At 66.1% G+C, this 23,854-nt stretch carries 20 protein-coding genes; 6 read left to right on the top strand and 14 right to left on the bottom strand.

The features are described from left to right. Positions 1-29: 29 nt before the first annotated feature. From ACQR0U_RS11715 to ACQR0U_RS11705, 3 genes are all read left to right on the top strand, one after another. A complete protein-coding gene (locus tag ACQR0U_RS11715) occupies positions 30-755 on the top strand; it encodes a thermonuclease family protein (protein WP_434872159.1) in 726 nt (241 codons plus the stop codon). Between the two features lie 156 nt (positions 756-911). Then, a complete protein-coding gene (locus ACQR0U_RS11710; protein WP_315716987.1) occupies positions 912-2,099 on the top strand; it encodes a pyridoxal-phosphate-dependent aminotransferase family protein in 1,188 nt (395 codons plus the stop codon). 8 nt (positions 2,100-2,107) lie between these two features. Then, positions 2,108-4,207 (top strand): S9 family peptidase, encoded by a 2,100-nt coding sequence (locus ACQR0U_RS11705; RefSeq protein ID WP_434872158.1) that lies wholly within the window; start codon positions 2,108-2,110, stop codon positions 4,205-4,207. Between the two features lie 216 nt (positions 4,208-4,423). Here ACQR0U_RS11705 and ACQR0U_RS11700 read toward each other — a convergent pair whose 3' ends face one another. The 5 genes from ACQR0U_RS11700 to ACQR0U_RS11680 form a co-directional block, all read right to left on the bottom strand. Next, entirely contained in the window at positions 4,424-5,143 is a 720-nt protein-coding gene (locus tag ACQR0U_RS11700) for a ribonuclease activity regulator RraA (RefSeq protein ID WP_316201946.1), read from the bottom strand. Between the two features lie 121 nt (positions 5,144-5,264). Then, positions 5,265-7,001, bottom strand: coding sequence for an L-arabinonate dehydratase (gene araD / locus ACQR0U_RS11695; protein ID WP_316201945.1), 1,737 nt, complete (start codon positions 6,999-7,001; stop codon positions 5,265-5,267). Then, the gene (locus tag ACQR0U_RS11690) at positions 6,998-7,858 is read right to left on the bottom strand and encodes an ABC transporter permease (RefSeq protein WP_315750732.1); all 861 of its coding nucleotides are present in this window, start codon (positions 7,856-7,858) and stop codon (positions 6,998-7,000) included. The genes araD and ACQR0U_RS11690 overlap by 4 nt, the downstream gene beginning before the upstream one ends. Positions 7,859-7,869: 11 nt before the next feature. Beyond that, positions 7,870-8,634: an ABC transporter ATP-binding protein gene (locus ACQR0U_RS11685; RefSeq protein WP_315750730.1), complete on the bottom strand. Its 765-nt coding sequence runs from the start codon at positions 8,632-8,634 to the stop codon at positions 7,870-7,872. Then, positions 8,634-9,665 carry an ABC transporter substrate-binding protein gene (locus tag ACQR0U_RS11680; RefSeq protein WP_316165719.1) on the bottom strand — a complete coding sequence of 344 codons (1,032 nt, stop codon included), beginning with the start codon at positions 9,663-9,665 and terminating at the stop codon, positions 8,634-8,636. The genes ACQR0U_RS11685 and ACQR0U_RS11680 overlap by 1 nt, the downstream gene beginning before the upstream one ends. A 124-nt stretch (positions 9,666-9,789) precedes the next feature. Here ACQR0U_RS11680 and ACQR0U_RS11675 point away from each other — a divergent pair, with 124 nt between their 5' ends. The 3 genes from ACQR0U_RS11675 (at position 9,790) to ACQR0U_RS11665 (ending at position 14,876) form a co-directional block, all read left to right on the top strand. Next, positions 9,790-10,500 (top strand): GntR family transcriptional regulator, encoded by a 711-nt coding sequence (locus tag ACQR0U_RS11675; RefSeq protein WP_316173309.1) that lies wholly within the window; start codon positions 9,790-9,792, stop codon positions 10,498-10,500. Positions 10,501-10,849: 349 nt separating this feature from the next. Beyond that, positions 10,850-11,284 carry a response regulator gene (locus ACQR0U_RS11670; protein WP_434862995.1) on the top strand — a complete coding sequence of 145 codons (435 nt, stop codon included), beginning with the start codon at positions 10,850-10,852 and terminating at the stop codon, positions 11,282-11,284. Then, positions 11,265-14,876: a PAS domain S-box protein gene (locus tag ACQR0U_RS11665; protein ID WP_315716976.1), complete on the top strand. Its 3,612-nt coding sequence runs from the start codon at positions 11,265-11,267 to the stop codon at positions 14,874-14,876. Before ACQR0U_RS11670 ends, ACQR0U_RS11665 begins: the two co-directional genes overlap by 20 nt. A 114-nt stretch (positions 14,877-14,990) precedes the next feature. Here the strand turns inward: ACQR0U_RS11665 and ACQR0U_RS11660 are convergent, their stop codons facing one another. The 9 genes from ACQR0U_RS11660 to ACQR0U_RS11620 form a co-directional block, all read right to left on the bottom strand. Beyond that, a complete protein-coding gene (locus tag ACQR0U_RS11660; RefSeq protein WP_315750719.1) occupies positions 14,991-15,626 on the bottom strand; it encodes a response regulator transcription factor in 636 nt (211 codons plus the stop codon). Between the two features lie 461 nt (positions 15,627-16,087). Continuing rightward, positions 16,088-16,597, bottom strand: a complete 510-nt coding sequence (locus ACQR0U_RS11655; RefSeq protein WP_316201942.1) for a response regulator — start codon at positions 16,595-16,597, stop codon at positions 16,088-16,090. Between the two features lie 197 nt (positions 16,598-16,794). Then, complete coding sequence (locus ACQR0U_RS11650; protein WP_315716973.1) at positions 16,795-17,118, bottom strand: PilZ domain-containing protein; 324 nt, start codon at positions 17,116-17,118, stop codon at positions 16,795-16,797. Between the two features lie 34 nt (positions 17,119-17,152). Continuing rightward, positions 17,153-18,022, bottom strand: coding sequence for a CheR family methyltransferase (locus tag ACQR0U_RS11645; RefSeq protein ID WP_315750716.1), 870 nt, complete (start codon positions 18,020-18,022; stop codon positions 17,153-17,155). A gap of 29 nt (positions 18,023-18,051) precedes the next feature. Further along, positions 18,052-18,441, bottom strand: a complete 390-nt coding sequence (locus ACQR0U_RS11640; RefSeq protein ID WP_315716971.1) for a response regulator — start codon at positions 18,439-18,441, stop codon at positions 18,052-18,054. 30 nt (positions 18,442-18,471) lie between these two features. Then, positions 18,472-18,945 (bottom strand): chemotaxis protein CheW, encoded by a 474-nt coding sequence (locus tag ACQR0U_RS11635; protein WP_315750715.1) that lies wholly within the window; start codon positions 18,943-18,945, stop codon positions 18,472-18,474. A 26-nt stretch (positions 18,946-18,971) separates the two neighbouring features. Beyond that, a complete protein-coding gene (locus ACQR0U_RS11630) occupies positions 18,972-21,740 on the bottom strand; it encodes a hybrid sensor histidine kinase/response regulator (protein ID WP_315714011.1) in 2,769 nt (922 codons plus the stop codon). A gap of 257 nt (positions 21,741-21,997) precedes the next feature. Further along, complete coding sequence (gene flbT, locus ACQR0U_RS11625; RefSeq protein ID WP_315716969.1) at positions 21,998-22,393, bottom strand: flagellar biosynthesis repressor FlbT; 396 nt, start codon at positions 22,391-22,393, stop codon at positions 21,998-22,000. A gap of 216 nt (positions 22,394-22,609) precedes the next feature. Beyond that, positions 22,610-23,854, bottom strand: a 1,245-nt coding sequence (locus ACQR0U_RS11620; protein ID WP_434872157.1) for a flagellin, incomplete at its 5' end; no start/stop codon positions are given.

Here is a 23,854-nt window from a genome sequence, read left to right as displayed (position 1 = left end):
CCATCCCCAAGGACGACCCGCGCCCGTTGATGTCGATGAAACCAGCTCTGCTCGCGCTCCTCCTGCTGCTGCCCTCCGTCGCGTCCGCGGCCGACATCACAGGGATTCCCAAGATCCGTGAGGGCGATGGGATCACGATCGGGACCACCCGCATCCGGCTCGGCGGCATCGACGCGCCCTCCGTGGATCAGCTCTGCCTCAACAAGAACGGCGAGCGCTGGACCTGCGGCGTGGCGGCGCGTGACGAGCTGATCAAGTACGTCGACGGCAAGAGCTGGACCTGCCATCCGCGCTCGATCGACCGCCGCGGCCGCCAGGTCGCGCGCTGCGACGTCGATGGCGAGGACATCCAGAAATGGCTGGTGCGCAGCGGCTGGGCGCTGGCCTATCGCACCCTCTCGCATGACTACGAGCCCGACGAGGCGGAGGCGCGCGCAGCCAAGGCCGGCATGTGGCAGGGCGCGTTCATCGCGCCATGGGACTGGCGCGTGCGCAACAAGAAGACTGCGATCCTCGGGGCCACCAACCCGCCGGAGGGCGCGCGCAAAATCCTGCTCGCCTCGGCCTCGGGCCCGGTCGCGCCCTCGCCGGACTGCACCATCAAGGGCAATGTCAACGGCGCCGGCGAGTGCATCTATCACACGCCGCAGAGCCGCTGGTACGCGCAGATCAAGATGCACGTCGCCAAGGGCACCCGCTGGTTCTGCTCGGTCGAGGAGGCGGAGGCCGCCGGCTGCCGCGAAACGAGGCGCTGACGGCCCGACCCGCCGGCCTGCCGGGGGCATGCCAGCCCCCCGGCTTCTCCGGCTTTTCTTAATGCGCCGCGCCACGTAAAACGCCCATGGGCCGGCCGTGTGCGAGAGCCCGTCACCACCCTCAACCGCCAAACCACATCGCCGAGGACACTGACAATGACCGTTCGCGCGGGCCGGGAGTTTCTGGCCATCCCGGGACCCACCACGATGCCCGACGAGGTGCTGCAGGCGATGCACCGCCCGGCGCTCGACATCTACTCCAAGCAGATGGTCGAGCTGACCGACGGCATCATGTCCGATCTCGGCCGGCTGTTCGCCACCAAGGGCAAGACCTACATCTACATCGCCAACGGTCACGGCGCCTGGGAGGCGGTGCTCTCCAACGTGCTGGCGCGCGGCGACAAGGTGCTGGTGCTGGAGAGCGGCCGCTTCGCGATCGGCTGGGGCAATGCGGCGCGCGCGATGGGCGCCGAGGTCGAAGTGCTCCGCGGCGACTGGCGCCGCGCGGTGCGGCCGGCCGAGGTCGAGGCGCGGCTGCGCGCCGACAAGGAGCACAGCATCAAGGCGATCGTGGTGGCGCAGATCGATACGGCGTCCGGCGTCGTCAACGACGTCGAGGCGATCGGCCGCGCCATCAAGGCCGCGGGCCACCCGGCACTCTACATGGTCGACACCGTGGCCTCGCTCGGCTGCATGCCGTTCGAGATGGATGCCTGGGGCATCGACGTCGCGATGTCCGGCTCGCAGAAAGGCCTGATGACGCCGCCGGGTCTCGGCTTCGTCGCCGCCAATGACCGCGCACTCGAGGCGCACAAGCGCGCCAACATGCGCACGCCCTATTGGGACTGGAGCGAGCGCGAGGGCACCGAGCACTATCGCAAATATGGCGGCACCGCGCCGGTGCATCTGCTGTTCGCACTGCGCCAGGCCATGGACATGCTGTTCGCCGAAGGGCTGCCGCACGCCTTCCGCCGCCATGAGCTGTTGGCCGAGGCCGTACGCCGCGCGGTGGCGAAGTGGAGCGAGGGCCAGGTGATCGGCTTCAACATCGCAGACGCCGCCGAGCGCTCCAACACCGTGACCACTGTGCTGGTCGGCGAAGGTTATGATCCGGCCGTGTTGCAGACCTACTGCAAGGAGCAGTGCGGCGTCGTGCTCGGCACCGGGATCGGCGATCTCCAGGGCCAGGCGTTCCGCATCGCCCATATGGGCCATGTCAACGCGCCGATGGTGCTGGGCACGCTCGGCGTGATCGAAATGGCGCTGGTGGCGTTGAAGATTCCGCACGGCCGCGGCGGCCTCGACGCCGCGATCCAATGGCTCGGCGAGAGCGTGACCCCGTAAAGGACGACATGACCGACTTGAGCACCAAGGCGCCGGTGGCGCCGCGCCATCCGCACAGCTTCACCCGTCACGGCATCACCGTAAGCGACGACTATGCGTGGCTGAAAGACGCGCGCTGGCAGGAGGTGCTGCACGATCCGTCGCTGCTGGATGCTGATATCCGCGCCTATCTCGAGGCCGAGAACGCCTATGCGGAATCCGTGCTCGGCCACACCTCACCGCTGCAGAAGAAGCTCGTCGCGGAGATGCGCGGCCGCATCAAGGAGGACGATTCCTCGGTGCCGTCGCCGGACGGGCCCTACGCCTATTTCCGCAAGTATCGCGAGGGCGGCCAGCACGAGCTGTTCTGCCGGACGCCGCGCAACGGCGGGGCGGAGACGATTGGGCTCGATGGCGATGCGCTGGCGCGAGGCCACGACTATTTCAAGTTCGGCGGCAGCCGACATTCGCACGACCACAAGCGCGTCGCCTGGAGCGCCGACACCAAGGGCTCGGAATATTTCACCATCCGCGTCCGCGACTGGGATAGCGGCAACGATCTCGACGACGTGATCGAGGAGACCGACGGCGGCGCGGTGTGGTCACGCGACTGCACGAGCTTCTTCTACGTCAAGCTCGACGACAATCACCGCCCGATGCAGGTGTGGCGGCATAAGCTCGGCACCAGGCAGGCCGATGACGCGCTGGTGTACGAGGAGAAGGACACCGGCTGGTTCACCCATGTGCACGAGTCGACGTCGGGCCGGTTCTGCGTCATCGCCGGCGGCGACCACGAGACGTCAGAACAACGGTTGATCGATCTCGATGCTCCCGAGGCGCCGCCGCGCCTCGTGGCCGCGCGCGAGAACGGCGTGCAATATTCGATCGCCGACCGCGGCGATGAGCTGTTCATCCTGACCAATGCCGACGGCGCCATCGACTTCAAGATCGTCACCGCGCCGCTGTCCGCGCCCGAGCGCGCCAACTGGCGCGACCTCATTCCGCACCGCGCCGGCATCTACGTGCTCGACCACGATCTGTATGCCGGGCACCTGGTGCGGCTGGAGCGCGCCAATGCGCTGCCGTCGATCGTCATCCGCGATCTCGCATCCGGCGAGGAGCACGCGATCGCCTTCGACGAAGGCGCCTATTCGCTCGACGCGATGGGCTCCTACGAGTTCGACACCACCAATCTGCGCTTTGCCTATTCGTCGATGACGACGCCGTCGGAGGTGTGGGACTACGACATGGTGACGCGCGCGAAGACCTTGCGCAAGCGCCAGGAGATTCCGTCCGGGCACAATCCGGCCGACTACGTCACCACGCGCATCATGGCCAAGGCGGAGGACGGCGCCGAGGTGCCGGTGTCGCTGCTGCACCGGCGCGACCTCAACGCCGATGGCTCGGCGCCGCTGCTGCTCTATGGCTACGGCTCCTATGGCCATGCGATGCCGGCCTCGTTCTCGGCCAACCGGCTGTCGCTGGTCGACCGCGGCTTCGTCTACGCCATCGCCCATATCCGCGGCGGCACCGACAAGGGCTGGGGCTGGTATCTCGACGGCAAGCGCGAGAAGAAGACCAACAGTTTCGACGACTTCGCGGCCTGTGCACGGGCGCTGATCGCGGCGAACTACACCAGCGCCAGGCGCATCGTCGGCCATGGCGGCAGCGCCGGTGGCATGCTGATGGGCGCGGTCGCCAACCGCGCGGGCGAGCTGTTCGCCGGCATCGTCGCCGAGGTGCCGTTCGTCGACGTGCTGAACACGATGCTCGACGATACCCTGCCGCTGACGCCGCCGGAATGGCCCGAATGGGGCAACCCGATCGAGAGCGAGAAGGATTTCCGCACCATCCTGTCCTACTCGCCCTACGACAACGTCGCCGCCAAGGAGTATCCCGCGATCCTCGCGATGGCCGGACTGACCGACCCGCGCGTCACCTATTGGGAGCCTGCAAAGTGGATCGCGCGGCTGCGCGCGACGATGACCGGCGGCGGGCCGGTCCTCCTGCGCACCAACATGGGCGCCGGCCACGGCGGCGCCTCCGGCCGCTTCAACCGGCTGGACGAGGTCGCGATCGTCTACGCGTTCGCGCTATGGGCGGTGGGTCTGGCAGATCGGAGCGTTTGAGCCATGATCGCGCCTGAACACCAATGTCGTCCCTGCGAACGCAGGGACCCATAACCACCGGCGGCAATTGTTGAGCGCGCTGGAGCTACGTCCCTCGTCATCACAACCGCCTGTGGTTATGGGTCCCGGCTCAAGGCCGGGACGACAGCGGAGTATGGGGCCAATCTCGCCTCGCAATCGGCGTCGCATCCGCAACGACAGCCGAGGACGTAGCGGCTACCTGTTGTTCTTCGCGCGCCACGCCGCGAAGTCGGCGGGCGTCTGCGGATCCGTCGCCGGATAGAGGCCGAGGATCGAGCGGCCCTTGGCAACTTCCTCGGTAACGAAATCCTCGAACGCGGTCATCTCGAACGTCTCGTCCGCGATCTCGTCGGCGAGATGGGCGGGGATCACGATGACGCCGTCGGAATCGCCGAGGATGACGTCACCGGGAAACACCGGCGCGTCGCCGCAGGCGATCGGGCCGTTGATCTCGATCGCATGATGCAGGGTGAGATTGGTCGGCGCGCTCGGACGCTGGTGGAAGGCGGGGATGCCGAGCTTGGCAATGTCGGCGGCGTCACGGAAGCCGCCGTCGGTGACGACGCCGGCGACGCCGCGCTGCTGCAGGCGGCTCACGAGAATTGCGCCGGCCGAAGCGGCGCGCGCGTCCTTGCGGCTGTCCATCACCAGCACGGCGCCGGGCGGGCAATCCTCGACGGCCTTGCGCTGCGGATGGCCGCGGTCGCGAAACACCTCGATGGTGTTGAGATCCTCGCGCGCTGGGATGTAGCGCAAGGTGAAGGCCTCGCCGACCATGGTCGGCTGCGCCGGGCTGAGCGGATGGACGTTCTGGATGCACTGGATGCGCAGGCCGCGCTTGAACAGCGCGGTAGCGACCGTGGCCGTCGAGACGGTCTTGAGCTTGTTGCGGGTGGCGGTGCTGAGTTTGGTCATGTCCTGCTCTCTCCGGTCGTCATTCCGGGGCGCGCGGAGCGCGAGCCCGGAATCCATACTCCCGATCGTGGTTATGGATTCCGGGCTCGCCGCTCCGCGGCGCCCCGGAATGACGGGTGAACTAATAAATCGCTGGCTCGCCGACTGCGGCGCCGAAGCCGGTCTCGAGGAAGTCGAAATCGCAGCCGTCATTGGCCTGCTTGATGTGGCGGGCGAACATCCAGCCATAGCCGCGCTCGAAGCGCGGGGCCGGCGGAGTCCAGGCGGCGCGGCGGCGCGCCAGTTCATCCTCGGGCACGTCGAGATTGATGGTGCGCGCGGCGACGTCCAGCGTGATCAGGTCGCCATTCTTCACCAGCGCCAACGGGCCGCCGACGTAGGACTCGGGCGCGACATGCAGGATGCAGGCGCCATAGCTCGTGCCGCTCATGCGCGCATCCGACAGCCGCACCATGTCGCGGACGCCCTGCTTCACCAGCTTGGTCGGGATCGGCAGCATGCCCCATTCCGGCATGCCCGGCCCGCCCTGCGGGCCGGCATTGCGCAGGATCAGGACGTGATCGGCCGTGACGTCGAGATCTGGATCGTCGATCGCCTTCTTCATCGAGGGATAGTCGTCGAACACCAGCGCCGGGCCGGTGTGCCTGAGGAAGCGCGGATCGCAGGCAGAAGGCTTGATGACGCAGCCGTCCGGCGCAAGGTTGCCCTTGAGCACGGCGAGCGCACCTTCGCGATAGATCGGGTTCGACTGCGGACGGATGACGTCGTCATTGTAGACGCCGGCGCCTGTGATGTTGTCGCCCAGCGTGCGGCCGTTGACGGTCATGCAATCCAGATGGAGATGCTCTTTCATCCTGCTCATCAGGCCGGGCAGCCCGCCCGCGTAGTAGAAATCCTCCATCAGATAGGCGTCGCCGCTCGGCCGGACATTGGCGAGCACCGGCACCTTGCGGCTGGCGGCCTCGAAATCATCAAGGCCGATATCGGCGCCGGCGCGGCGCGCCTGCGCGATCACATGGATGATGGCGTTGGTCGAGCAGCCCATCGCCATGGCGACCGCGATCGCATTCTCGAACGCCTGATGGGTCTGGATCTTCGATGGCGTCAGGTCCTCCCACACCATCTCGACGACGCGGCGGCCGCATTCCGAGCTCATGCGGATGTGCTCGGCATCGGCAGCCGGAATCGACGAGGCGCCGGGCAAGGTCATGCCGATCGCTTCCGCGATCGCGGTCATGGTCGAGGCCGTCCCCATGGTCATGCAGGTGCCGTGGCTGCGGGCGATGCCGGCTTCCATCGCGTTCCAATCAGCGTCCGACAGCTTGCCCGCGCGGCGCTCGTCCCAGTACTTCCAGGCGTCGGAGCCGGAGCCGAGCGTCTTGCCCTTCCAGTTGCCGCGCAGCATCGGCCCGGCCGGGAGATAGATCGCCGGCAGGTTCATGCTGGTGGCGCCGAGCAGCAGCGCCGGCGTGGTCTTGTCGCAGCCGCCCATCAGCACGACGCCATCGACGGGGTGGCCGCGCAAGAGCTCCTCGACATCCATCGCCAGCATGTTGCGATAGAGCATCGTGGTCGGCTTCAACAGCGACTCCGACAGCGACAGCGCAGGCAGCTCGATCGGGAAACCGCCGGCCATCAGCACGCCGCGCTTGACGTCGTCGACGCGCTGCTTGAAGTGCATGTGGCAGGGCTGCGCGTCGGACCAGGTGTTGACGATGGCGATGACCGGACGGCCCTTCCACTCCTCCTGGGCATAGCCCATCTGCATCACCCGCGAGCGGTGGCCGAAGGAACGGAGATCGTCGGGCGCGAACCAGCGCGCGCTGCGCAGCTGATCGGGGCTCTTCTTGTGGCTCATGATTGCGTTCCCCAGGTCAGCACGGTCTTGCGCTCGATGGTGCGGAAGATCAGGTTCTCGACCACGAGACCGATCAGGATCACGGTCAGCAGGCCAGCGAACACCGCGGGGATCTCGAGCAGATTGCGGTTCTCGAAGATGAACCAGCCGAGGCCGCCCTGCCCCGAGGAGACACCGAACACCAGCTCGGCCGCGATCAGGGTGCGCCAGGCGAAGGCCCAGCCGATCTTCAAACCCGTGAGGATGGCGCCGAACGCCGCCGGAATCAGGATTCGGATCACATAGGAGAAGCCGCTGAGACCGTAGTTGCGCCCGACCATGCGCAGCGTGTTCGAGACGCTTTTGAAGCCGGAATGGGTGTTGAGCGCGACGGGCCACAGCACCGAATGGATCAGCACGAAGACGAGACTGCCGCTGCCGAGCCCGAACCAGATCAGCGCCAGCGGCAGCAGCGCGATCGCCGGCAAGGGATTGAACATCGCCGTGATCGTCTCGAGGAAATCGGTGCCGATGCGGGTCGAGATCGCGAGCACAGTCAGGATCGCCGCGAGAACGATGCCTGCGGCATAGCCCATGAACAGCACCTTCAGCGAGGTCCAGACGCGCATCGGGATGGTGCCGTCGCGGACCTTCTCCCACAGCGCCGCGATGGTGTCGGAGAAGGTCGGGAACAGCAGGGGATTGTCGAGATAGCTGCCATAGGCCTGCCAGATCGCGGCGAGCAAGACAATGATCAGGCTCTTGCGCACGAAGCCGTCGTTCCACAGCAGCTCGAGCACGCCGAGCTTGCGCGCGACATCTGCAGGCGCGGCGCTCGCGGCCGACGTATCGCGCAGGATGATCTTGGCTTCAGCCATGGGCGCCGTCCTCAATGCGTCGTTGCAGGTTCGGAGAACAAAAGATCATGGATCTGCTTCTCCAGGCGCGCCGCGCTGCCGTCCTCGGCCGAGACCTTGTCGACGTCGACCACCTCGGCCTTGACGCGGCCGGGATGCGGCGACAGCAGCAGAATGCGGTTGCCGATCTTGATGGCTTCGGCGATCGAATGCGTCACGAACAAGACGGTGAATTTCGTCTCGTTCCACAACTGCAGCAGCTCGTCCTGGCAGGTGCGCCGCGTCAGCGCATCGAGCGCGGCGAACGGCTCGTCCATCAGCAGGATGTCCGGCTCCATCGCCATGCCCCGGGCGATCGCGACGCGCTGCTTCATGCCGCCCGACAGCGTGTGCGGATAGGCATCGACAACGCGCGTCAGCCCGACCTTCTCGATATAGGTGCGGGCGCGGCTCTCGGCCTCCTTGCGCGGCATGCGCCGCGCCGTCAGCAGCGGGAACATCACGTTGGCGAGCACGGTCTTCCACGGCAGCAGCTGGTCGAACTCCTGGAAGATCATCATGCGATCGGCGCCAGGACCGGTGATCTCGCGGCCGTTGATGCGCATCCGGCCCTCGCTCGGCTTGATGTAGCCACCGACCGCCTTCAGCAAGGTCGACTTGCCGCAACCGGACGGTCCCAGCAGCACGAAGCGATCGGAGCGGTCGACGGAGAAGCCGACCCGCTCCGTCGCGGTGATCACCGCGCTGGAGGTCTTGTAGCGCAGGGTGACGCCATCGACGTCGAGCAGCGCGGACATCAGTTGCCCTTCAGATCATGCGCGACCGGCAGATAATAGTCGGTCCAGGCCTTGGGCTGGGTCTTGATGGTGCCGATCTTGGCGAGATGGGCCGCGAACTTCATGGTGCCCTGCGGCTCCAGATTCCATTCCATCATGCCGGGCTCCTTGAGCCAGGCGAGCAGGTCATCGACCGAGGTCTTGTCGCCGGTGATCTCCTTGTAGATCTCGACCGCCGTCCTGGTATCGCTGCGGATCAGGTCCTGCGCTTCCTTGGTCGCATCGCGCACCGCCTGGATGATCTTCGGATTGGCGTCGGCGAACTTCGTGGTGGTGAAGAACTGCGCCTGGCTCAGCGGTCCGCCCATGACGTCGGGCGAATTCATCACGACATGCGCGCCGGGCACGTTCTTCAATTCGAGGAACGTGTAGGGCGGGATCGAGAAATGATTGTGCACCTCGTGCTGCGGGTTCGACAGCGCCGTATAGGCGTCGGGGTGACCGAGCTGCACGGTGTTGGCGTCGAGCTTGTTCCACTGATCGGCGCCGAACGCCTCGGCGGCCGCGATCTGCAGCACGATGGCCTGGGTCGAGACCTTGACGGTCGGCACGGCGATCTTGTCACTGGGACCGAAGTCCTTGATCGACTTGATGTTGGGATCGCGGCTGATCAGGGTCATCGGCTGCGCCGAGGTGGCGACGATGCCCTTCACGCCACCGCGGGTACGATCCCACAACAGCAGCAGATTGCCGGTGCCGGTGTTGAGGATGTCGACGCTGCCCGACAACAGCGCATCGGTCTGCGCGCCGCCGCCGGAGAAGGTCAGCCATTTGGTGGTGACGCCGGGCACGCCGAGCGCGGCCGCATGCTTCTCGATCAGCTTGTTCTTCTCGATGATGTGGCTCGGCATGTAGAAGATGCCAGGCTGGCGCGACAGCGAGATTTCGGTCTTCTGCTGGGCCTGCGCGGCGTCATTCCAGGCCGCCGCGACCAGCAGCGTGGCCAGCAGGCCGGCGGCTCGTGCGGCCGAGCGCGCGAACTTCTCGAACATGGGACATCCCTCCTCGCGTGCCGGCTCCTTCTTGACGGCCAGCGGAGAGATGCACTAATGCATTAGTGCATCTCTGACAAGGGCTGTTCTCCCCCTGCGACATTCGAGCCGGACGTCCCACCAAATGGCATTGCCCGCGACGCCTGCTGCGGTTCTCCCGCCCGAACGGCTCGATCCGAGCCGGCGCGCGGCACCGCAGGTCTTCGAGCGGTTGCGCGACCAGATCATCGCCCTCGCGCTCCCACCGGGAGCGCCATTGTCGCGGCCGGCGCTGCAGGCCGAGTTCGGCCTCAGCTCGACGCCGATCCGCGACGCGCTGATGCGCCTCGCCGAGGAAGGCCTCGTCGACGTGTTCCCGCAGCACGCGACCCTGGTCAGCCGCATCGATGTTGGTCGGGCGCAGCAGGCGCAGTTCCTGCGCCAGGCGCTGGAGCTCGAGATCGTGCGCCTGCTCGCGCTGCGGCCTGCGGCGGCGCCGATCGACGAACTCCATGCTCTGATCGCCCAGCAGCGGCGATTCGCCAGGGACGGCGACTTCGCGTCATTCACGGTGGTCGACAACGCATTCCACGAGCGGCTCTACACCGCCGCGGACAAGCACGAGCTGTGGACCCTGGTGCGCAGCCGCAGCGGTCACATCGACCGGTTGCGCCGGCTGCATCTGCCCTCGCCCGGCAAGGCGCAGACGATCCTGCGCCATCACAAGCAGATCGTCGATGCGATCGCCGCGGGCCGGCCGAACGACGCGCAGACGCATCTGCGCGAGCACCTGACCGGGACGCTGAGCGACCTCGCGACCATTCGCGGCCGCTGGCCGGACTATCTCAGTGGCTAGCAGCCCCGCCCAATCGGAGGACGTGAGCGGTGTCACGCCGCACGCTGGTCCGCACCGTCTGTCGCGCCACCTGGGATCGCAAATCCTCAGACATGTGCTCAAATATTGTGCATTCGGCGCGAGGACGAGGCGATTATGGAGCGCTCCGTGCCATGCAACTACGGCGCGAGCGCCTCGAATGCAGGCCCGGCGCCCGGATAGTCCACCCTTGTCCCGTACAGGACATCGATCACCGCGCCCCATCCTGCATGTGACTTGCCCGGCGAAACGCTTGCGGCGCGCCGCGAATTGGGCAAAACCTTACAACTGACCGTTGGTCTTGCTGCCAGCCAATCGGGAGATGCGGAGCGTGGCGAAGATTCTGGTCGTGGACGACGATCCGCTCATGCAGCTGACAATTCAGCGCGTGCTCGAACGGGCCGGTCACGTCGTCGGCATCGCGGGCGACGGCCAGAAGGCGCTCGTCCGCTTCACGAGCGAGAGCTTTGACTTGGTGATCCTGGACATCTTCATGCCGGGCATGGACGGGCTGGAGGCGATGCGCTTGATCCTCAAGCACACGCCCGGCGTTCCGATCATCATGACCTCGGGACGTGCCCACACCCCGACCTCTGTGATAGAGCCCGATTATCTTACCATGGCCACGAGGCTGGGAGCGGTGTCCGCATTGCCCAAGCCGTTCAAACCGGCAGCCCTCCTGACGATGGTTTCCGAATGCCTGGCATCGGCAGGCGATCGGGCTGCTCGACCCCGGCCAGGCCAAGATGCTGTTCCGAAATCCTGACGGCCGAACCGAAGGGCTCCTACTCAGCGGCGCGCAGCGCGCGAGCGAGGCGCCGCGGTTCGGCGGCCGCCTCACGCTGACGACGCGGCTGGCCATCGCGATGATCCTGCTGGTCGCGATCGCGGTGTTCGCCGTCGGCTGGCTCGGCTATCGCAGCCTCGAGCGGGCGCTGTTGCCGCGCGCGCTCGATCGAATCGAGTCGCATTCGCGCCTGATGGCGACCGAGCTCGAAAACTATGTCGGCAGCGCCCGGAACGACATCAACGGCTATCGCGCCTCTCCGAATCTGGCAACGTTGATACGCACACTGAAGACGGGAGCTCCCGATCCCCGCGAAGGGCTGCCGGCGCAGTCGTGGCGCGAGCGGGTCGCAACGCGCTACTTCGCCGAGCTGCAGGCCAAGCCGACCTACGCGATGATCCGCCTGGTCGGGATCGAGAACGATTATCGCGAGCTGATCCGGGTCGACCGGCTCGGGCCGGGCAACACGGTTCGGATCGTTCCGGAGAACGAGCTGATCACGCGCGGCGAGCGCAACTACATCAAGGAGACGCTGAGCCTGCCGCCCGGCGGCATCCGGCTCTCGCCGATCATTCTCGACGGCAACACGACGGACCCCAAGACAGGCGTGCCGATGCTGTGCGTCGGCACGCCGGTGTTCGCGCCGGACGGCAAGCCGTACGCGATCCTGATGGTCGATCTCGACATGCGCCCGATCTTCGCGCATCTGCGCATGGCGGCCCGCCCGGGCGCGCAGCTCTATGTCGTGAACGCCCGCGGCGACTATCTCTTCCATCCCGAATCAGACCGGGAATTCGCCTCGAAACGCGGCCGATCGACGCGATGGCAGGACGATTTTCCGACGCTCGCAGGCGCGACCGGCACCGCCGAGGGTTTCGCGCAGATCCTGCACGACGAAGCCGATCGTCCCGGCGGTGTCGCCTTCGCCCCGGCGCTGCTCGCGGGACAGGAATGGGTGGCGGTGATCGAGACGATCCCGAACACCGCCTTCATGGCGCCCGCCCTCGCCATCCGCAAGACGGCGATCGAGGTCGGCCTGATCGCGATGCTGTGCGCGGCCGCGCTCGCCTTCGTGGTCGCGCGCTCGCTGACGCGGCCGATCAACCAGCTGACCCAGGCCGTCGAGGGCGTGGGGCGCGGCGAGGCGGTGAATATCCCGCTCGAGGCGGTCGGCGAGACCGGCGTGCTGGCGCGCGCCTTCGCCCGCGTGCTGGACGAGGTTCGCACCAAGACCGCCGAGCTCGAGCGCGAGGTCCAGGAGCATTACCTGACCGAAGCAGCGCGCGACCATTTCGCCGCCCGCGAACGGCTCTACAGTGCCGCGGTGGAATCGTCGAACGACGCGATCGTGACGCTGTCGCTGGACGGCACCATCACCGCCTGGAATCCGGCAGCCGAGGCCATGCTGGGCTACTCCGCCGAGGAGGCCGTGGGCCGCCTTGCGGATTTCCTCGTGCCGCCCGAGCGCATGGCCGAGGCCCAGGACCTTCTGGCGCGCATGGCCCGCGGCGAGCGGATCCAGCATTTCGAGACGGTGCGGATCCGCAAGGACGGTGAGCTGGTCCAGGTCTCGCTCAGCGTCTCGCCGATCAAATCACCGACGGGCCAGATCATCGGCGCCTCCAAGATCGCACGCGACGTCACCGAGAGCCGCCGGACCGAACTGGCGCTGCGCCAGCAGACCGAGGAACGGCGGCGCATCTTCGAGACGTCGCAGGACCTGATCCTCATCACCGACCGCAATGGCATCCTGGTTCAGGTCTCACCGAGCGTGGAGGCGATTCTCGGCTATACGCCGGCGGAGATGATCGGCCGCAGCGGCGCGGATTTCATCCACCCGGACGATCTACCCAAGGCACGCGAGGAGCTTCGCGCCTCGCGCCTAGGCCTTCGGGCGCGCACCTCCGACTGCCGCTACGTCCACAAGGACGGCCGCGTGGTGACGCTGTCCTGGACCTCGAACTGGTCGGAGCCGGTGCAGCGCCACTTCTTCATCGGCCGCGACATGACCGAGAGCCGGCTGGCGCAGGAGACGCTCCGGGAGAGCGAACAGCTCGCCCGCAACATCGTCGAGACCGCGCTCGATGCCTTCGTCCAGGTCGACGACAACGGGGCCATTCTCAACTGGAACTCCCAGGCCGAGAAGATCTTCGGCTGGTCGCGCGCCGAGATCATCGGCAAGGACGTCTTCGACGTGATCACGGTCGGGGACGTCGGCGAGGAGCTGCGCGCCGCGCTCGGCCGCATCCTGATGACCGGACAAGCGAGCGCACTCGGGGTCGGCCGCCGACGCGAGGTCATGGTGAAGCGGCGCGACGGCCGCGAGTTCAAGGCCGAGCTCAGCGTGACCGCGCTGAAGACCCGCAACGGCTTCGTGCTGAACGGCTTCTTCCGCGACCTCACCGACAAGATCGCGACCGAGGAGCGGATCCGCCAGTCCGAGAAGATGGAGGCGATCGGCCAGCTCACCGGCGGCATCGCACACGACTTCAACAACATCCTCACCGTGATCACCGGCACGATCGAGATTCTCGCCGCGGCCGTGGCCAAGGAGCCGCAGCTCGCCGCGATCACCAGGATGATCGACGAGGCCGCCGCGCGCGGGGCCGATCTCACCCAGCATCTGCTCGCCTTTGCGCGCCGGCAGCCGCTGCAGCCGCGCGAGGTCGACGTCAACACGCTGATGATCGACACGGCCAAGCTGCTGCGGCCGACGCTCGGAGAGCAGATCGAGATCGAGTCCGTCTTCCAGGACGAGACCTGCGTGGCGCATGTCGATCCGAACCAGCTCGCCACGGCGGTCATCAACCTCGCGCTCAATGCCCGCGACGCGATGCCGAATGGCGGCAAGCTCATCCTGGAGACCGGCTGGGCCGACCTCGACGAGAACTACGCGAGTCTCTACGACGACGTGCGGCCCGGTCGCTACGCGATGATCGCGGTGAGCGACAGTGGCAGCGGCATTCCCGCCGCCATCATCGACAAGGTGTTCAATCCGTTCTTCACCTCGAAGGGGCCTGGCAAGGGGACGGGGCTCGGATTGTCGATGGTGTACGGCTTCGTGAAGCAATCGGCCGGCCACATCAGGATCTACAGCGAAGAGGGCCACGGCACCACGATCCGGATGTACCTGCCGCCGGGCAGCGAAGAAGCGATCACGCAGCCCTCGGGCGACGCGCCGGCGATCCAGGGCGGCCAGGAGACGATCCTGGTGGTGGAGGACGACCGGCTGGTGCGCGGCTACGTTCTCGCCCAGCTCCATGCACTGGGCTATGCGACGCTGGAGGCGGCCAATGCCGCCGAAGCGCTGGCGATCACCAATGCCGGAGAGCCGTTCGATCTGCTCTTCACCGACATCATCATGCCGGGGACGATGAACGGCCGCCAGCTCGCATCCGAGATCCAGCGGATTCGTCCGACGCAGCGGGTCCTGTTCACCTCCGGCTACACCGAGAATGCCGTGGTGCATCACGGCCGGCTCGACGAAGGAATTCTTCTGCTGCCGAAGCCGTACCGCAAATCCGAGCTCGCCAAGATGATCCGCAAGGCGCTCGCCGCGACCGAGGCTTGAAAAACCAGGCTTGAAAAACGAGGCTTGGCCAATGCGGCCCGACCAACGCGGCCTGGCGCTTGCGGTTGCCGCTACTCCAGCTTGAGGCCCCGTGCGGGCGGCCCGGCCATCGGCTCAATTGGCGCGCGACGCCGTCATCACGATGCGGATCAGATCGGCCGCGTTGCGCGCGCCGAGCTTCTTCATGATGTTGGCGCGGTGATCCTCGATCGTGCGCGGGCTGATGCCCAGCGTGCGCCCCGCCTCCTTGTTCGAGGCCCCCGCCGTGAATTGTTCCAGGACCTCGCGCTCGCGCCGCGTCAGCGGCTCGCGGCCGGGGAAATGCAGCGAGCCGATCTTCGGCGAGGCATTCTCCTTCTGCCGCCGCGCGAACGCGCCGATCGCCTCGTTCAGACGGGCCACGATCTCACTGCCGCGGAACGGCTTCTCGATGAAGTCGAGCGCCCCGTTCTTGATCGCATTGACGGCCATCGGGATGTCGCCCTGGCCCGAGATCATGAAGATCGGAGCCGGATAGTCCTCGCCGTGCAGTTCCCTGAGAATGTCGAGACCGGACTTTCCGGGGATGTGCACGTCGAGCAGGATACAGGCCGGTGTCCTGCTCCGCGCCACCGCCAGGAGCGCGGCGCCGTCCGCAAAACAGATCACTTCATACCCACCTGCCGACAAGACCATCGAGAGGGTGTCGCGCACGGCTGGGTCGTCATCGACGACAAAAATCTCACCGCGGGAAGCTGTTTGTTCGGCCATGGGCGATTGCTCTTGCAAAGGAGAAGAAACAATGAAAGCGCGTCTTATGATACCATACTCGTCGGGTGCTTTGGGCACCCGTATTTGTACGGTTTATGATCCTAACCCACAAGTAGTAGCTGCAGATCGGTGATCGCCTTCACGAGACCATGATCTGGACACGATCTCAAGGCAGTCGTCTCGGGCCGCATGCTGCCTTGCAAAAACACATCAACGCCGACAGCGTCATGATCGACATCAAACTCTGATCGCATCGGCGTTGCCCACGTGCACCACGCCCACAGACATGCTCGGCGGCGGACGCGTGCACGGCCCTCAGCCCACGAAAATCTGCACGGCATTTGACACAAGACGTACAGCCGTCAGCCGGCCTTGCCCTCGTTTTGATCAGAGATCGGCGGGATTCGGACGTTGCATAGGATTGTGCGCCCTGGACCGCGGCTTGCGCCGATGCAGCTCTGTCAGGACCGATGCTTCGCGGCAACACTTTCGGCTGCGACGCCGCCCCAGGTGTGAACCACGGGCAGGCCGAGCACAGTCTTGCCGAGATTCGCCAGGCAGATGCGCAACGCTGCCAGATCGACTGGCTTCGGCAGGCTCTGCAGGTCGATCCCGAGCGAGCGCGCGAACAGCCGGGCCTCAATTCGCTTTGCCGCATCCATGCCGCTGATCACGATCACGGAACCGGCGAAGCGGGTATCTGCGATGACCTTGAGGACCTCGGTCCCCTCGCCATCCTCGAGCATGAGATCGAGCGTCACGCAGTCAAAGCGGTTGTTGCGCACCTCGCGGATCGCATCGCTGCACGTGGCCGCGACCGTCACGGCGTGGCCGGCCTGCTTGGCCGCCAGCGCGATCAGCGTCCGCTGCGCGGCGTCGTCGTCGACGACCAAGAGCTGCAGCGCGCGCCGTTCGCCATCATCGGCGCGCTCCAACCGGCTGGATGCAAGTTCCGAACTCATGACCGGCATTGGCCGTCCCTGGAAAATTTGACCGACGTCGTTGTCATACACGTCCGACCCTGCGGCGACGTAAAGCGGCTCTCCGAAAAAAGGCCACGCGTCTTAGGACTTGCGCAGGACCCGGGCTGGCGCGTCTCCTCGTCGCTCCGCGCGCGGAAGTTTCCCGAGCGGCGGGCGAGCAATGCGCCGTGCTGCCGCAAGGCGAACTAGTTGACGGTCGTTTCCTGGCCGGCGGAAGCGTTGCCACGTTTCTTCTTGTTCTTTCCCTTGATGAACTGGATGTCCATCTCGGAGCCGTTGACCCGGACCAGCTCGCAGCGGCGGTAGGCGAGCCCCGTCGAGGACAGCAGCAGAAAGAACTCTTTCAGATTCAATCCCTGGATCGATCCCTCGACCGTCAGCACCGCGTCGGTGTCCGAGATGGCGTTGAGCTGGCAGTCCCTGCGCCAGGTCCCGTCGATGCCCATGATGCAGACATCGTAACCACGGCTGAAGGTGACGCGCTCCGTACCTTTGTTGTCGTCAGACATCTTCGCGTCCTGCTCTATTGGGCTGCGGGAACATCTAGTTGCCCGCGGCCGCGATCCTGGGCATTCCCGGAGCGGACGCCTTCGCCGCGGAAGCGATCCCGCTCGGGCGATACAGGCCACGCCGGTCCGCGAGCGGCTTGAACACGTCGGTGAGGCCGACGACGGTCTCCGCCGCACCGAGTACGAGGAAGCCGTCCGGCTCCATCTGCTTGGCGAGCCGGCCGAAGATGTTGATCTTGGTGTCCTGATCGAAATAGATCAGCACGTTGCGGCAGAACACGACGTCGAACGTGCCGAGCTGTGAGAAGTCGTGCAGCAGATTGAGCTGGCGATGCTGGACCATGCCGCGCACGTCGGAATTGATCTGCCAGAGTTCGCCTGCCTGCTTGAAATATTTGACCAGAAGCTGGATCGGCAGCCCGCGCTGCACCTCGAACTGGCTGTAGAGGCCGGCCTTCGATTTCTCCAGCACCTCCTGCGACAGATCGGTGGCGATGATCTCGATGCGCCATCCACTGAGCGCAGATCCCATCTCCTTGAGCGACATCGCCAGCGAATACGGCTCCTGGCCGGTCGAGCAAGCAGCGCACCAGATCCGGATCGACTTGCGGTTGGCGCGCGCCTTGAGGAGCTCCGGCATGATCACGTCGCGAAAATGATCGAACGGGACCTTGTCGCGGAAGAAGAACGTCTCGTTGGTCGTCATCGCTTCGACGACCTGGCTGATCAAGGCGCTCGACCCGTCCTTCAGCTTCTGGACGAGATCGCTGATGCTGGCCAGGCCGGCCTTGCGCGCGAGCGGAAGCAGGCGGCTCTCGATCAGATATTGCTTGTCGGCAGACAGATCGAGACCGGACTTGTCTCGAAGCAGCTTGCGCAGGAACTCATAATCAGGCTGGTTCACGGGCGGCCTCTTCTGGGCAGACGAAGGGATCAGGCGGATTCGGCTGACAGCGCCTGGATGAGACCAACTTCCTGGAATTTGGCGGCCACAATCTCTTTGTCGAACGGCTTCATGATGTATTCGTTGGCGCCGGCGTTCAGCGCGCGCGAAATGTGATCGATGTCGTTTTCGGTGGTGCAGAACACCACCTTGGGGCCTTCGCCGCCCGGCAGCCGGCGCAGGCGCCCGAGGAAATCATAACCGTCCATGACGGGCATGTTCCAGTCGAGCAGAATGGCGTCCGGCAGGCTCTTGGTGCAGATCTCGAGCGCCCGCTCGCCATCCTCCGCCTCGACGACGGAGAAGCCCAACTCCTCCAGGATACGCCGTGCGATCTTGCGCACGACGCTGGAGTCATCCACGACCAGACAGCTCTTCATTGTTGTCTCCCCTATGGGACGGTTGACGGGCTAGGCGGCGATTGCTGCCTTCGGCAGGAGCTCGAGCACGCGATCGACGTCGAGAATGACCATCAGCTGGCCGTCGAGGCGGTGCACGCCGCCGGCGAATTTCGCCATGCGCGGGTCGAGATTGACGGGGTTCTCCTCCCGGCCCTCCTCGGACAGCCGCAGCACCTCGCCGATCTGGTCGATCAGGAGACCGTAGGACTCGCCGCGCAGATCGACGCCGACCGCCATCGGCGGCTTGCCGTCCTCGGCGCGGGCAAGGCCGAGCCGCGCCCGCATGTCGACGACGGTCACGATGCGGCCGCGCAGGTTCAGGACCCCGGCGATCTCCGCCGATGACAGCGGCACCCGCGTCACCCGCTCCGGCATGAACACGTCCTGTACCCGGGAGATCGGCAGGCCGAACAGCTGGCCGCCGATCATCGCAGTGACGTATTCGACGGCGGCGCCCTCGGTGGTTTCGATCTTGCTGCTCATCGCACGCTACTCCTGTCCGCTTGCTGTCACGCGGCCCGCCGGTTGGCTTCGGCGCGGGCACGTTCCTCGATCTGTTCCTTCAGCGCCGCGATCAGGCCGGGCCGGTCGAACTTGGCGATGTAGTCGTAGAGACCCGCCTGGCGGCCGCGCTCGATCGCCGCCGGCGACACCAGCGACGACACCGCGATGACCGGCATCTGGCTCAGGTTCTGGTCGGCGCGGATCGCCTCGGTGAACTCGAAGCCGTTCATCTCCGGCATCTCGATGTCGGTGACGACGATGTCGAAGCTGTGCCCGGAGCGCAGCGTGGCCAGGCCCTCGATCGCCGAGGCCGCCGTGCGCACCTTGTAGCCGGCCGACTTCAACACCGGCGCCAGCATGTTGCGGAAGAACGGCGAGTCGTCGACCAGCAGCACCGACTGCGTCTGCGCGTCGGTGTGCATCTCCTTGCGGATGAACCAGTCGGCGAAGGCCATCGGCAGGAAGTGGCCGACGTCGATCACCTCGGTCGCCTGGCCCTTGATCACCGCCGAGCCGAGGATGCCGTCCTTGGCGCCGGAGACCTGGATGTTGAGCCGCTCCTCGACGATGTCGATGATCTCGTCGACCACGAGGCCCATCGCGCGGGTCTCGTCGGCGAACACCAGGATCGGCTGCGAGCCCGACGTCTGCACCGACACGCCTTCCATCTGCACCAAGGGCATCAGCTGGTCGCGGTACTGCACCATGTAGCGGCCGTTGGAGATCTCGATCTTGTCGGCCGCGATCTCCTCCAGGCGCGTGACCAGCGCCAGCGGCACCGCCTTGGGCTGCGCCGTGCCGGCGCGGAACACCAGCAGCGAGGTGAGCTGCTCGCCGCCGATGGCGTGATGCGCGGCGTGCTCGTCGGACACCGCCTGCGAGGCCGAGCCGGCGGCGCCGAGCGCTTTCGCAATGCCGTTCGGATCGATGATCATGATCACGGCGCCGTCGCCCAGGATGGTGTTGCCCGAGAACATGTCGATGTGACGCAGCTTGGTCGACATCGGCTTGACCACGATTTCCTCGGTGTGGAACACGCAGTCGACCACGATGCCGAAGGTCTGGTTGCCGACCTGCGTCACCACGATGAAGCCGTTCTCCGGATCGGTCGACGAGCCGTCGTCGATCTTCAGGAGCTTCTTCAGATGCATCAGCGGCAGCAGCTTGTTGCGCAAGCGCAAGACCGCGGTGTCCTTGATGCGCTCGATGCGGTGCTCGGAGTTGGCGCGCGCACGCACCAGCTCGACGACCGACAATTGCGGGATCGCGAAGCGGTCGCCGCCGGCTTCGACGATCAGCGCCGAGACGATCGCGAGCGTCAGCGGGATCTTGATGGTGACCGAGGTGCCCTCGCCGAGCACCGACTTGATGTCGATGGTGCCGCCGATCTGGTCGATGTTGGTGCGCACCACGTCCATGCCGACGCCGCGGCCCGAGACCGAGGTGACGGCGGCCGCGGTCGAGAAGCCCGGCTCGAAGATGAACTTGTGGATCTGCGCTTCCGTCATCTTCTCGAGCTCGGCCTCGGTGACGAGGCCGTTCGCCAAGGCCTTGGCCTTGATGCGCTCGGTGTTGAGGCCGCGGCCGTTGTCGGCGATGCAGATGATGATATGGCCGCCTTCGTGATAGGCGGACAGCCGGATGGTGCCCTGCTCGGCCTTGCCGGCCGCGGCGCGCTCGGCCATCGTCTCCAGGCCGTGATCGGCGGAGTTGCGCACCATGTGGGTGAGCGGGTCCTTGATCAGGTCGAGCACCTGGCGGTCGAGCTCGGTGTCGGCGCCGTGCATCTCGAGCTCGATCTGCTTGCCGAGTTCGGTGGCGAGGTCGCGGACGATGCGCGGCAGCTTCTGCCAGGCATTGCCGATCGGCTGCATGCGCGTCTTCATGACGCCCTCCTGCAGCTCGGCGGTGACGTTGGACAGCCGCTGCAGCGGCACCTTGAACTCGGTGTCCTCGTTGCGGCGGGCGATCTCCAGGAGCTGGTTGCGCGTCAGCACCAGCTCCGAGACCATCGTCATCAGATGTTCGAGCGTGTCGACGTTGACGCGGATCGACTGGTTGGCGACCTTGTCGTTCTCGTGCACCTCGCCGTCGGCATTGACCTTCGGCCGCGCCGCCTTCTTCGGCTCGGCCTTGGCCTCTGCTTCCGCCTTGGCAGGCCCGGCCTTGGCGACCGGCGCCGGGGCAGCGGCCTTGGGCTCAGGCGCCTTCTCATGCGCGGGCGGCAACTCGATCGCGGTCTCGCGGAAGGCCCGCTCGAGTTCGTCGAGCGACACTTCGCCCGGACGCAGCGGACGCTCCAGCGTCTGGTCGATCAGCGAGCCGTGCGTCACCGCGGGGGCGGGCGGCGCGGCCGGCACCAGCGGCGGGGCCGCTTCGCCGGCGGCCATCGCCGCCATGCCGCGCTCGACCATGGCCTCGAGCTCGCTGATGAGGTCGCGGTCCTCGCCCTCGGGCTCGGCCTCGTTGGCCTCGAGCTGTCCCAGGATGTCCTTGATGCGGTCGATCGTGGTCAGGATCAGCGTCACGGCCTCGCCGGTCACCGGCATGCCGTCGCGGAATTTGCCCATCAATGTTTCGGCGGCGTGCGCCAGCGCTTCGAGCCGCGGCAGGCCGAGGAAACCGCAGGTCCCCTTGATCGTGTGCACCAGCCGGAAGATGTTATCGAGGATCTTGGCGTTGTTCGGCTCCTGCTCGAACCGCACCAATTGATTGTCGACGGTATCCAGGCTCTCGCTGGTCTCCGTCAGGAACTCACGCAACAGATCGTCCATGAAACTGGCCTTCCAAGAATTGGCGCCGCGGTCACGGGGCGACCGCTGATCCTGTCAGAGCGACGGTCGGTCCCGGCCTTCACCAGCAGCGCGGATCGATACCCGGCCCTCGGCGACTCCGGCTGAACAGACTTTCGTCCACGCCATCGTTAGGTGGGGCTTTTATCCGTCCCGTTAATTTTATTGTCCGTGCTAATACGGACGTAGCACCAACCTCTCAGGCTGCGGCGAGCCCGGTCCCTTCCGCGGCCGGAATGTCAAGGCATCGCTTCGGCCGGCGCGACTGCACGATCCTCTCGCTCGATCAGCGCCCTGATCTCCTTCAGCGCCTTGTACAGCGCTCCTTCCGTGACATGGCGATCCACCATCTCGGCTTGGCCGGCGGCTTCCGGAATCGCCCTGCGCAACTCGTTCATACAGGCGAGATAGGACGCGCGATAACGGATCGCGTCGTTCTTCAGATACATCGTCTGGACGCAGAGATAGAGGCGCTTGGCCGGCGTATCGGCGGTCTCGGCGGTGACGGTGTCACGCTCGCGGAGGATGGGCGCGTCGCCTTCGACGATGAAGCGGGCGCGCGTATTCGAATTAACGATGACGCTGTCGCCGATCACGATGCGCTCGAAAGGCTTCAGCTCGACCCGCAGGGGCATGGCCCAGTCTCCTCTCAGAAGGCTCCTCTCGGGAGTCTCCTCTCGGGAGCGGCGTCGTCGGCAGGCTGCATTCGCGTCGACACGACGTTGCTCTCGTGCTCGCTGTCCGGCTGATCCGGCGCCGCAGCCGAGCGGCGTCAATTTGCGAATAGTCTAGAGCCGAAAACGGCGGGGCAAGCCCCGCCGCCTCCGATATTCGTGGGTGCCGCCCGCGCCTTAGCGCAGGAGCTGCAGCACGCTCGCCTGCGACTGGTTGGCGAGCGACAGCGCGGACACCGCGATCGACTGGCGGGTCGACAGCGCCTGGCTGTTGGCCGCTTCCTCGTTGGTGTCGGCCAGCGTCAGGTTCGACGAGCCGGTCTGCAGCACGTTGATCAGGTTCTTGTTGAAGTCCTGACGAACCTGCACCACCGAGAGGTTCGAACCCAGCGTGGAGGCCTCGTTGCGCAGCGTGGAGCTCGCCGAGTTGAGGACGCCGATGACCTTGTTCGCCGAGTTGTTGTCGAGGAAGTCGGTGCCCGAGGTCAGGTTCGACAGGCCGAGGCCAGCCGAGTTGAACGTGACACCGGTGATCGACAGCGTCGACTTACCCGTTTCGTTGAAGGTCAACTTCAGCGTGTCGCCGTTCAGCAGGTTGATGCCGTTGAACGAAGCGTCAGCCGCGGTCGTGTTGATCTGCGCCAGCACGTTGTTGTACTGGGAGACCAGGCTCGCGCGCTGCGTCTGCGCGGTCGCGTCCGCCACCGGAGCCGCCGCCGTCAGGCCGTTGAAAGCCTGGCTGGATGCAGCCGACGTACCGCCGATCGCACCGATCGTGGCCGAAGCCGCGTCGTTGGTCGTGGTGATCGAGATCTTGCCGGTGGACGAGTCGATCGTCGCCTGCAGGTTGTTGGCTGCGAGCGCCGTGTTGAGATCGTTCAGCGACTTGACCTGTCCTGTCCCTAGTCCGAACGTGATGCTGGTCGCCGTGCCACCTCCTGTGGCGCCGACCGTCAGCGTCTTGCCGGACAGGCCGTCGCCGACGGCAGTCAGCCCGAGCTTGCCCAAGGTGCCGGTGCTGCCCGAGAGCGTCAGTCCCGCCGCCGGAGGCGTCAGGGTGATCGCGCCCGCGGTGATCGACGCGGTCACGCCGGTCTGGGTCTGGATCGCCGACAGCAGGTTGCTGACGCTGTCGCCGATGCCGATGCTGGTGCCCGTCGAGGACGTGCCGGTGATGAAGGTGAAGGTGGTGCCGTTGACGACCAGCGTCTCACCGGAGGTGATGCCGGAGGCGAGGTTGTTCGACGCGGTGCCTGCCGTGCCCGACAGCTTGGTCGAGCCGGTGATCGCCACCGCGCTCGAGGTATTGTCGTTGTTCACGACCGAGCCGGTCACAGCCGTCGAGCTGGAGCCGAGCAGGTCGGTGGCGGTCGCGCCGGTCAGAGCCGCCGAGGTCACGCTCGACTTGGTGGAGTAGCCCAC

The organism is Bradyrhizobium sp. HKCCYLRH3097 (assembly GCF_051167875.1).
GTDB lineage: Bacteria > Pseudomonadota > Alphaproteobacteria > Rhizobiales > Xanthobacteraceae > Bradyrhizobium.
The sequence above is the reverse complement of the archived record's forward strand: the minus strand, read 5'-3'. Positions and strand labels throughout refer to the sequence as shown.